Source organism: Mucilaginibacter sp. UYCu711 (genome assembly GCF_050433825.1).
In the GTDB taxonomy this organism is placed as follows: domain Bacteria; phylum Bacteroidota; class Bacteroidia; order Sphingobacteriales; family Sphingobacteriaceae; genus Mucilaginibacter.
Genome location: NZ_JBNPWM010000001.1, coordinates 354,672 through 366,009, shown reverse-complemented (window position 1 = coordinate 366,009; position 11,338 = coordinate 354,672). Strand labels below are relative to the sequence as shown.

The following is an 11,338-nucleotide window of genomic DNA, read 5'->3' as shown; positions in this document are numbered from 1 at the left end:
AAATGATCGCTGTACGTTTAGAAGGCCGGTTAGGCAACCAACTATTCCAACTAGCATTTGTTTATACAGCGGCAAAAAAAATGGGTACTAGTTTTTATATAGATAAAAGCATCGAAAACTTTCTCCCCGCCAAATATTTTGAAGTAAAGAATGACTTCTTGCTACCCCTGGATAGGTTTTTATTTTCTATAGAGGGCTTCAAAAATATATTCAGAATACACGCTAAAAAAGCTTTTTATAAAACACTGCATAGATTATTATTAAATAACGAAGTTGTTGAGTTTAAAAACGACCGATCGGCATATGTTCAGCTTCAACAAATTAAGGACGGTTGCCTTTATGAGGGATATTTTCAATCCGAAGTGTACTTTGAAATGTGCACTGAGGATATTCGAAGATTATTCACTGTTAAACAGAACCACAAAAATCCCTTTGACCAGCTGCTAACAAAATTACCGGCGTCGAAAAAAATCGTGATACACATAAGGCGGGGAGATTATTTAGATGCTAACCTATCTTTACCCCTATCATATTATAAAAAAGCACTAACTGACGTATATCACAAAAACACCTATTGTATTTTTGTTTCTGATGACCCTCAATACGTTGAACAAGAATTTGCTTATATCGAGAATAAATACATATCAAAAAACAGTGAGATTGTTGACTTGCAATTTTTGATGTGTGCCGATATCTGTATACTATCAAATAGTTCATTTAGCTGGTGGGGCGCATGGTTAAATACCAAACAAGATAAAAAGGTATATGCCCCTAAAGATTGGCTTGGCTTTGGCACCGGAAAAGAATATCCCGTTGATGTATCAAGTAATTTAAATGTTAATTGGGTAAGCTTATGACTTTTACAATTTTACTTGCTTACGGATAATGTCATTAGCTCCTATAGTTTTATTTGTATATAACCGCCCGTGGCATACACAACAAACGTTAAATGCGCTGGCAAATAATGTGTTAGCTCCACAATCAACATTATATATTTATGCCGATGGGCCAAAGAGTGATGCTACCGAAGAACAGCGAAAAAACATAACCCTTGTTAGTGAATTAATTAAAAACGAAACCCGGTTTCAAGAAGTTATCATAACGCAAGCAAGTAGTAACCAGGGGTTAGCTAACTCAATTATTGCTGGTGTAACGGCGGTTGTTAATGCGAATGAAAAGGTTATTGTATTAGAGGATGATATGATTACGTCGTCTGCTTTTTTGACTTATATGAATGATTCTTTACATAAATTCAAGGATCAGGATATAATAGGATCAATAAATGCTTTTGTTGATCCTTATAACAATTTCAACAAGCTTGATGCTTATTTTTTATTAAACGGGGCAGACTGCTGGGGTTGGGCTACATGGAAAAATCGTTGGGACGATTTTATTCCCGACGCTTTACTCGTTAAAAATTTACTCGTCACTAATAAAAAACTCAGAGAGTTTGATTACGGAAATACTATATCGATGCTTGATTCACAAATAAATGGGGTTATAGATTCATGGCATATACGATGGCATGGATCACAAGTAATAAAAGAAAGATTTGGATTATTTCCCAACAAAACTTTCGTGCTGAATATAGGAACAGATGGGTCCGGAACGCACTTAGATGCTTATAATAATTATAACGGTTTTGAGGTAGGCGACTTGAATTTGTACAATATTTCTATACATACTTTCGATTTTCCTTTTTTGTTAAAGAATCATAAAACGGCCGAGCAGCGGTTTAAAAAGGTGCTTTTAAAAAACATGAAAGGTTCACACCTATTCAATTTAAGGAATATGATTATCAGAAGAACCAGATTGCTTTTAGGCAAAAGCATGTTATTAAATATAAAATGATTAAACAGATTTCAAAAAAGCTGTTTAAGGAGTTTATATATATTAAAAACTCCTTATATATTTTAAGCCATCAACTATCAAAAGATAATAAAATATTTACCCATTTAACTATAGAGGAAAAAATAACGCTTCATAAAACCGTAAAAAACATTCAAAAGACAAGGATAGTATGTGTTGAAATTGGCTCATATTTAGGTGCAAGTAGTTGTTTTATTGCTAATGCATTGAATAACAATTCGGTTTTGTATTGTATTGATACCTGGGAGAATGATGCAATGATTTATTCAAAGAATGATGATGATGATTCAAATCTTATAAAAAAGAATACATTCGAAGTGTTTTTATCAAATACAAAAAACTACATCTCTAAAATAAAAATGTTAAGGGGTTGGAGCTATTTAGTTGTGGTTGACTTAAAAACGCTGGAAAACAATATTGATTTCATTTTTATTGACGGTGACCATAATTATGATGGTGTAAAAAAAGATTGGGATGCTTATAAACCTTTATTAAAAAAAGGGAGTTTAATTGTCTTACATGACACAAGTTGGGCAACAGGCGTTAACCAGGTAATAAAAGAAAATATACTGCCAATTGCTACTATAGTTTATACACTCCCTAACCTAATGGTATTAAGAGTAAATGATTAGCATTATAATTCCAACATTTAACAGATCTGCTCTTTTAAAAAACACATTGGCATCAATAGTCAAACAAAACTATGTGGCTAATGATTTTGAAGTAATTGTAGTTGACAATGGATCGACTGATGACACAAAAAACCTATGTAGTGACTATTCTTCGCATATCAAAAACTTCACTTATTGTTATGATAATATGCCGGGGTTACTTACTGGCAGGCATAAAGGAGCCAAGGTGGCAAAGGGCGAAATATTAGCTTTTATTGATGATGATGTTGAACTATCTACATATTGGCTGACTGGAATCAACGAATCATTTAATAACACTGAAGTATCTTTTTTAACTGGTCCATGTTTACCAAAGTATGAAAGTCCTCCCCCTGAATGGCTCAATTATTTTTGGGATGATACTCCATATGGCGGTAAAATGTGTACGTGGTTAAGTTTACTTGACTTAGGAAATAAATCTATCACCGTACATCCCAATTATGTTTGGGGCTTAAATTTCTGTATCAGAAAAAACGTTATGTTACAACTGGGCGGCTTCCATCCTGATTGCATCCCCGACAATTTACAGCAATACCAGGGCGATGGTGAAACGGGCCTTACCATTAAGGCTGCACAAAGGGAGATGACAGCCCAATATAACCCCAAGGTAATGCTGTACCATATCGTACCTGCACATAGGTTAACATTAGCCTATTTTGAAAAAAGAGCTTTTTATCAGGGTGTGTGTAATTCATTTACCGAAATCAGGATTAAAAACTTTACTACAGAACATACACAACCTGCTAAATCTTCGTATACTATACCCCGCAGGATATATAGGGGTATAAAAAGAAGGCTGTTTATTGCTAAAAGAAATAATGAGCCTGGCGAAGCATTTAAAATAAAAGTCATTTTGGATGCTGCCGAAAAAAAAGGCTATCAGTTTCACCAAAATGCATTTAATACGGATGATGCGGTTAAAGAGTGGGTACTAAAAAAAAATTTCTTTAAATACAATTTGCCGAACAGATGATTGAAAAAGTTGAGCATAATAACCAAATGCTGGCCTTAATAATAAGGTCTTCATTTAGTAAACAGGGAATTGAGTTTTTTACACCTCAGGATTTCTCTCAGCAATTGGGCTACATGAATCGCCCTGCTGGTTACGTTATTAACCCGCATGTGCACCGCTTGGTTGAAAGAAAAGTTACCCTTACTCAGGAAGTGCTTTACATAAAATCAGGAAAGGTTAAGGTTGATTTCTATGATGACCACCGCAATTATCTTGAAAGCCGCGTGATTGAAGAAGGCGATGTAATTTTATTAGCTGCCGGCGGCCACGGATTTGAAATGCTTGAAAACAGCGAGATGATTGAGGTAAAGCAGGGCCCTTATTGTGGCGATGAGGATAAAATAATATTCACTTCACAAAACTAAATCAACTATGGCATTCATCCCTGTTAATGAACCGTTACTTAATGGTAATGAAAAAAAATACCTCAACAATTGCATTGATACTGGCTGGATATCTTCTGAGGGGCCATATATAACAAAATTTGAAGAACAGTTTGCCGTTAAGATGGGCCGCAAATTTGGCATTGCTGTTTGTAATGGCTCTGTGGCGCTTGATGCCGCTATACTGGCACTGGGAATTGGTAATGGCGATGAAGTAATTATGCCAACCTTTACCATTATTTCATGCGCCGCTGCAATAATAAGGGCCGGAGCAAAACCAGTATTGGTGGATTCTGATATAAATACCTGGAACATGGACGTAAACCAGATTGAGGCTAAGATCACAAAAAACACAAAAGCAATAATGGTAATACATATTTATGGCTTACCTGTTGATATGGACCCCATATTAAATTTAAGTCAAAAATACGGACTTAAAATAATTGAGGATGCTGCAGAAGCACATGGGCAAGTTTATAACGGTCAACCATGCGGTAGTTTTGGCGACATTAGTACTTTTAGTTTTTATGCTAATAAGCATGTTACTACAGGGGAAGGAGGAATGATACTTACTGATGATGAAGAACTTGCCAAAAAATGCCGGTCATTACGGAATTTATGCTTCGTCCCAAAAAAACGTTTTTTACATTATGAATTGGGCTTTAATTTCAGGATGACCAATTTACAGGGCGCGCTGGGGCTTGCACAATTAGAGCGGTTAGACGAGTTTGTGCTTATTAAAAGGAAAATGGGAGAAAAATATAACAGTTTGCTTAAAGATATTGAGCAAATTACACTTCCGGTTGTTAATACAAATTATGCCCAAAATATATATTGGGTTTATGGCATATTACTAAAGCCCGAATCAGGGCTAAATGCAGAAACTGTTATGGCAAGGCTTGGTGAAGAACAGATTGCTACCCGCCCTTTCTTTTGGAATATGCATGAACAACCTGTGTTAAATGATATGGGATTATTTATTAATGAAAAATATCCGGTTGCGGAAAATATGGCGCGAATGGGGTTTTATCTACCAAGCGGGATGGCTATTACAGATGCCCAGATAGAAACAGTGTCCGAAAAATTAAAACTCGTGTTACAATAACAAATTATAGTTAATGGATCGTTTTGGATTATATGCACAATATTATGACTTACTTTATCTTGATAAAAACTATGTCGCCGAGACTGAATATATTGTTAAACTAATAAAACAGTATAGTGTTTCGGCACAAAAAATATTGAACCTTGGTTGTGGCACAGGTAAACATGATTATGTTTTAGCCCGTTTAGGTTATAACGTCACTGGTATCGACATGGCAGCCGAAATGACCAGCCAAGCGATAAACAATACCCCTCTTGATGTTAAAGATCAACTTAGATTTGTTACGGGCGATATTCGGACTGCCGCCATTAATGAAACATTTGATATAGTTATTTCATTATTTCATGTAATGAGCTACCAGGTAACCAATCAAGATCTGTCAGCAGCAGTGAATACAGCTCATCAACATTTACCCGACAATGGCTTATTTATATTTGATTGCTGGTATGGCCCGGGTGTATTGACCGACCCGCCGGTAACGAGGATAAAGCGGATGGCGAATGATACTATAAACATAACCCGCCTGGCCGAATCTACAGTAAACTCACTTGAGAATACTGTAGATGTCAATTATACGATATTAATTAATCCTATAGATTCAAATCAGGTAACTGAAATAAAAGAGTCACATACAATGCGATATATTTTTAAATCAGAAGTAGAATTGCTGATAGCTGGCAAATTTAAAATTTTGAAAACATATGAATGGTTAACAGATGAAGAGCCGACGCTTAATTCATGGAATGCTGTGTTTATATTACAAAAACTAAAATCAGAGAGTTAAATACAATTTATACAATACACTATAAATTAATATTGAATTTACTAAAAAAATAATTGCATTAATGAAGATTGGTGTTTGGGTGGATAAACCTATTGAAAAAATATCTGGAGGAAGTTTCACCTATTTATCAACGTTAATAACTGGTATTGACGATTTCAATTTCAGTTCAAATATTGAAATCGTTTTTGTATCGATGAACGTATTTACGGGCTTTAATAAACCTTGTTTAAGCATTAATAAAAATAAAAAAGGGGTCTCTTTTTTATTGAAAATTGCACGAAGAATATTTAAAATTATATCCAGAGAGTTTTTTAAAAACTATATCAATTTTATTGACCAAAAAGAAAAGAAAATTAAGGATAACGCCATTACTGCATATTTAAAAAGCCAGGGCATAAAAATGATCTTTTATCCCGCTCCGTCATCCGATGTGATAAATGGCATGCCTTATATCTTAAATAATTGGGACCTGGCCCATTATACTACTTATGCATTTCCTGAAATAACTGGTGAAGATGGCTTTGACAAACGGAATAGTTGGTACACTAAAGTAATGCCTTCGGCTTTGATGATATTTGTTGAAACAGAAGCAGGCAAAAAAGAACTGATTACTCATCTAAATATTAAACAAGATAAAATCAAGGTATTACCTATATTCTCATCGTATAATGTCAAGGATGCTAACCTAGCAGCCGAAAATGATCAGGCCATCTTAAACGAACAAGGCGTAATAAAAAATCAATTCCTTTTTTACCCTGCACAATTTTGGGCGCATAAAAATCATTATATTTTAATTAAAGCCTTTGAAAAATTCATAAAAAAATTCCCTCACTTTAAACTGCTGCTATGTGGTAGTGATAAAGGGAATAAAGCTTATATAGAAAATTACATAAACGAATTAGGACTAAAAAACAACGTTACTTTTAGTGGTTTTGTTAAAGACAGCACTTTATATATTTTATACAAAAACGCGTCGGCACTCATAATGCCTACTTTGTTGGGGCCATCAAATATACCACCTATTGAAGCTTTATTACTGGGCTGTCCCATTTTGTGCTCGAATTTAGATGGTCACAAAGAAGTCCTTGGTGATTCGGCCTTATATTTTAATCCTTTAGATGACCTTTCTGTGTTGAAATGCATGGAATTAATAACAGATGATTCCGTCCGGAACAAATTACTGATACAGCAAAACCTGCTTACACAAATTACAGATCACACCATCGAAAAATCTTTAATAAGGTTACAAGAACACTTTAGTGAAGCAGCAAATATCAGAAACTGTTGGGCTTGATTTAGCATTCCTATCAATAATCTCACTAATGTCTATAATTAATCTCTCGTATATCATTGCAACTTATAACCGATTACCTTTTTTAAAGATTACGTTAGAAAAATTACTGGGAGAGCTACAACCCGATGAAGAAATAGTGGTGATTGATGGCAACAGCATAGATGGGACCAAAGATTACTTGCAGCAACTTTTTAAAGAAGGTAAAATACACCAGTTTATCTCGGAACCAGATAAAAATCAAGCACATGCGTGGAACAAAGGTATGCTACTAGCTAAGGGCAATATTATTAAAAAAATTATTGATGATGACGTGCATGCATATAGCGCTATACGTAAGTGTAAAGATTTTATGTTACTGCATCCAGGAATTGACGTTTGCATTTCAAACTCGTTAGAAAGCAGCTTAGCTAACCCCACTAAAATAAATATGGAAGGCAGGTTGCCTTGGTATAAAAAATGGAAAGAAGGCACTATAAAAACATTTTCGTTTGGCGATGTACACATGTTAGTGCGTAAAACTTCCTTGAGTTATATTGGGTTATATGATACTCAATTCAAAATGATGGATTGGGAATATTCTCTTCGCATTTCTTTTCTTCAAGCGAAAATAGCCTATTATACGGGCTATAATTCTATATCGGTATTTACACCCGGGAATGTAAGCTCAACAGCTACGCCCGAATTACTAAAATATGAAGATGCAATAGGCAAACTTAAATATAACTATCCGGGAGATCGCTCAGATATCAGCTTATATTCACAGCTAAAAATAGCTGCAGGCAAGTTTATCCATCGGCAAAAAAATAAATCAAGGGATGAAGTTGTAATGCCGTTTGAAGAAGAATTAAAAAAGATATATAATTCCTATTATCAAAAACTAAATGAATATAACAACAACAATAATCAGGAGTTTTTATACTAATGGCTAAAAAAATTAAAATAAAGTTTCAAAATGGCATAAATAAAGAAATTGCCTGCAGAGATATTTTAAACGAGCTTTTAGATGAGTATATTTTTGAAGAATCAGAGAACCCTGATTTTATATTTTTTGGGCCATATGGCAATGAAATACCCGAACGTGGTAAATATATAAGAATAGGCTATTATTGCGAAAATATAAAGCCCGATATGTCCGTTTGCGAATGGGCATTCGGCATAGCACGTGAAGAGGAAATAAATAATTACCGTTACAAAAAAATACAGTGGCATGCATTGGATCCGTTAACGCTTATTAAATCCGATGCATACGATGCTGAACAAATATTTGAACAAAAAGAAAATTTTTGCGCTTTTATATATGGGAATAAAGTACCCTACCGCGAAGAGTTCTTTAAGCAATTATCCCGTTATAAAAAGGTGGACGCACCAGGTACATCAATGAATAATATGCCCAACAATGTGGATATCCTTTATAAGGGCAGCAAATGGGAGCGTAAAAGGTTGTTTTTGCAAAAATACAAGTTTACCATATCGTTTGAAAACTATGTTTATCCTGGTTATCAAACAGAAAAACTTTATGATGCTATGCTAGCCAACAGCATACCTGTTTATTGTGGCGACGCACACGTAAACGAAGTATTTAATACATCAAGCTTTATTAACGCTGCTGATTTTATCAATTTTAACAGTTCAATAACGGCTAATTTACTTGAAAAATATGCTCAGCCGGATTTTAGGGATATCCGTCCTTCATACTATCGTGCGCCTTTAGATCGGGCGAAACGCAAATTAAAAGCAGTTGGCAGGCAGAAAAAAATGACCCTACAGTTTAAAAATTTTGATTTTAGTCCTGTAATTGAAAAGATCATTGAACTGGACCACGATAATAACAAATATATACAAATGTTAAAACAACCCTGGTTCAATAATAATACACCACCTTTAAATGCATCATTAAGAGCCAGGTGGACGGAGATATTTGAGCAACGTATAAATGAATAAGCCTTTAGTTTCCATAATTATTCCGGTTTACAATGCGAAGAAATTTCTGGCGGAAACGCTACATTCGGCGTTAGCTCAAACTTGGTCAAATAAAGAGATCATAGTTGTAAACGATGGCTCTACCGATGGATCGGCAGATATTGTTAATGCTTTTGGCAGTGAAGTAGTTTTAATTAATCAAAGCAATAAGGGTGCAAGTGCCGCGAAGCAAACCGGACTGGAATACGCCCGCGGAGAATTCATTCAATACTTAGACGCAGACGACGTGTTGGCAATAAATAAGATTGAACTGCAAATGAATGCATTGAAAGGCCAGCCTGGTAAAATTGCAGTGTGCAAAACGACACATTTTTTTGGTTCGGTAAATAATAACATTCCGAGCGGAGATGATTTTTTTCTTGAATATTTAGATGAACCATTAAATTTTCTGGTTAAACTTTATGGCGGGTTTGATCTTCATGCAAGCATGATACAACCTAATGCTTTTTTAACTCCAATAAGTGTTATTAATAGAGCAGGCCCATGGAACAGCAATATCTCACCATGTACGGATGAAGATGGCGAATATTTTACAAGGATTATTTTAAATTCAAACGGGCTTGTATATCAGCCCGAAATATTAAATTATTACAGAAAATCAGCAGGTGAAAAGTCGCTATCTGGCACAGTAAATGAAACCACTTTTTTAAATCTTGTGGAAAGCATATGGCTTAAGCATCAGCACTTGTTAAGTTTTGCTACTTCTGATAGTCAAATAACAGGTATTCATAATGCCACTTATCAAAGTTTTGAGGAAATAAAACTTAAAATCTACTTTAAGTTAAAAAATGTAGCCTCAAAAGTTTCATATTACCAAAATCAACTTTCTCCTTCTTTAAAGCCCCGCAATGATAAATTAGGGGGGGATATTATCAACTTTATTTCAAGAACAATTGGGTGGAAATTTGCCGTTTGGCTCCAGTATATTGTACGCGGGTATAAGAACAATAAAATCTAATGATACCATTAACAAAACCCATTATACAAGGAACGAATTAAAATATATTGCCGATGCCATGGCACGTGGAAAAACTGCAGGCGATGGTTATTATACAGGGGTATGCGAAGATTTTCTTTGCGCAAGGTATTGTTTCAAAAAAACAATTTTAACAACTTCGTGTACCGATGCCTTGGAATTGGCAGCATTGCTAATAAACATACACCAAGGCGGCATAATCCACATATTGATGCCGAAACTATTGAAGTATTAATTACACCCCACACCAAAGCCATCGTCGTGGTTCACTATGCCGGAATAGCATGCGACATGCTCCGTTTAAAAAAAAATGCCGATAAGTACAATACAAGCAAAGCACCTGGCTATATGGAAGCAATATCATTTATTCTATGAAATGGATCATTATACCGGGTACCCAATACCAAGGAATTTCTAAATATCGAGACGCTCATTAGCAGTTTTGAAAAATATACAACTCTCTCTGTCGAGGCTGAGAAAATTTTGTGAATTTAGGAGTTATCCGTTTATTAAGCAGCAGGAATTTTGAGTTTACGCATCATTTTTTTTTAATAAATAACCAGGCAATTGAGCATACTTTCCAAACTAAAATCTAAAATCGGATTTTTTATTTATAAGCTTACATTCTCTCCAATAGATTACTGGGAAAATAGGGCAAAACGATTTGGAGAGTTATCCGTTTTGAACATTAGCCTCAGCGAAGAGGAAATACAATCGTTAAAAGATTTTCAAGCAAAAACAATTTTCCCGGTACTAAAAAAACAATTGAGGGGTAATGAGCAAACATTGTTGGATTTTGGTTGTGGGCATGGTCGATTGAGTATCGAATTAGCTGATTTAACGAAATGTAATGTAACCGGGGCTGACCCAATTAAACATTTGTTGCAATTAGCACCTGTCAATTCTAAGGTGACCTACAAACTGATAAATAAAAATAAAATCCCCGTTGAAAATGATGCTTTTGATATTATCTGGATCAGTTTCGTTCTAGGTGGAATTACTGCCAAAAAAGATCTTAATCAAACTGTAAAAGAGTTAAACCGCGTTGCAAAGCGTGACGGATTATTGTTTTTGATTGAAAACACTTCCGATAAAAAAGATATTATTTCGTGGAAATATTATTCCAAGCAGTTTTATATTAACTTATTTAAAAATTTCAATCTGGTGCATTTGCAGGATTTTTCGCATGCGAATGAACAGTTTTCAATTTTTGCAGGAAGAAATACAAATAGGAGTTAGTTTATTCAATTGTTGTTTATTATAT

Annotated in this window: 13 protein-coding genes; all 13 read left to right on the top strand. The window is 34.8% G+C overall.

What is annotated here, in order from left to right; all coding sequences use genetic code 11:
- Positions 1–2: 2 nt before the first annotated feature.
- The 13 genes from ABIB50_RS01765 to ABIB50_RS01705 all read left to right on the top strand — a co-directional run bounded on the left by ABIB50_RS01765 (position 3) and on the right by ABIB50_RS01705 (position 11,313).
- Positions 3–857, top strand: a complete 855-nt coding sequence (locus tag ABIB50_RS01765) for an alpha-1,2-fucosyltransferase (protein ID WP_429376731.1) — start codon at positions 3–5, stop codon at positions 855–857.
- 109 nt (positions 858–966) lie between these two features.
- A complete protein-coding gene (locus tag ABIB50_RS01760) occupies positions 967–1,851 on the top strand; it encodes a hypothetical protein (protein WP_429376730.1) in 885 nt (294 codons plus the stop codon).
- Positions 1,848–2,501 carry a class I SAM-dependent methyltransferase gene (locus ABIB50_RS01755; protein WP_429376728.1) on the top strand — a complete coding sequence of 218 codons (654 nt, stop codon included), beginning with the start codon at positions 1,848–1,850 and terminating at the stop codon, positions 2,499–2,501. The genes ABIB50_RS01760 and ABIB50_RS01755 overlap by 4 nt, the downstream gene beginning before the upstream one ends.
- A complete protein-coding gene (locus ABIB50_RS01750; RefSeq protein ID WP_429376726.1) occupies positions 2,494–3,513 on the top strand; it encodes a glycosyltransferase in 1,020 nt (339 codons plus the stop codon). Before ABIB50_RS01755 ends, ABIB50_RS01750 begins: the two co-directional genes overlap by 8 nt.
- Positions 3,510–3,917 (top strand): hypothetical protein, encoded by a 408-nt coding sequence (locus ABIB50_RS01745; protein ID WP_429376725.1) that lies wholly within the window; start codon positions 3,510–3,512, stop codon positions 3,915–3,917. Before ABIB50_RS01750 ends, ABIB50_RS01745 begins: the two co-directional genes overlap by 4 nt.
- 7 nt (positions 3,918–3,924) lie before the next feature.
- The gene (locus tag ABIB50_RS01740) at positions 3,925–5,040 is read left to right on the top strand and encodes a DegT/DnrJ/EryC1/StrS family aminotransferase (RefSeq protein ID WP_429376723.1); all 1,116 of its coding nucleotides are present in this window, start codon (positions 3,925–3,927) and stop codon (positions 5,038–5,040) included.
- 13 nt (positions 5,041–5,053) lie between these two features.
- Positions 5,054–5,824 carry a class I SAM-dependent DNA methyltransferase gene (locus ABIB50_RS01735; RefSeq protein WP_429376722.1) on the top strand — a complete coding sequence of 257 codons (771 nt, stop codon included), beginning with the start codon at positions 5,054–5,056 and terminating at the stop codon, positions 5,822–5,824.
- A gap of 61 nt (positions 5,825–5,885) precedes the next feature.
- Positions 5,886–7,118, top strand: a complete 1,233-nt coding sequence (locus tag ABIB50_RS01730) for a glycosyltransferase family 4 protein (RefSeq protein ID WP_429376720.1) — start codon at positions 5,886–5,888, stop codon at positions 7,116–7,118.
- Entirely contained in the window at positions 7,084–8,040 is a 957-nt protein-coding gene (locus tag ABIB50_RS01725) for a glycosyltransferase (protein ID WP_429376719.1), read from the top strand. The genes ABIB50_RS01730 and ABIB50_RS01725 overlap by 35 nt, the downstream gene beginning before the upstream one ends.
- Positions 8,040–9,059 (top strand): glycosyltransferase family 10 domain-containing protein, encoded by a 1,020-nt coding sequence (locus ABIB50_RS01720; protein WP_429376717.1) that lies wholly within the window; start codon positions 8,040–8,042, stop codon positions 9,057–9,059. Before ABIB50_RS01725 ends, ABIB50_RS01720 begins: the two co-directional genes overlap by 1 nt.
- Entirely contained in the window at positions 9,052–10,056 is a 1,005-nt protein-coding gene (locus ABIB50_RS01715) for a glycosyltransferase family 2 protein (RefSeq protein ID WP_429376716.1), read from the top strand. The genes ABIB50_RS01720 and ABIB50_RS01715 overlap by 8 nt, the downstream gene beginning before the upstream one ends.
- 102 nt (positions 10,057–10,158) lie before the next feature.
- On the top strand, positions 10,159–10,449 hold the full coding sequence (locus tag ABIB50_RS01710; protein WP_429376714.1) for a DegT/DnrJ/EryC1/StrS family aminotransferase: 291 nt from the start codon (positions 10,159–10,161) through the stop codon (positions 10,447–10,449).
- A gap of 192 nt (positions 10,450–10,641) precedes the next feature.
- Positions 10,642–11,313 (top strand): class I SAM-dependent methyltransferase, encoded by a 672-nt coding sequence (locus tag ABIB50_RS01705; RefSeq protein WP_429376712.1) that lies wholly within the window; start codon positions 10,642–10,644, stop codon positions 11,311–11,313.
- Positions 11,314–11,338: the final 25 nt, after the last annotated feature.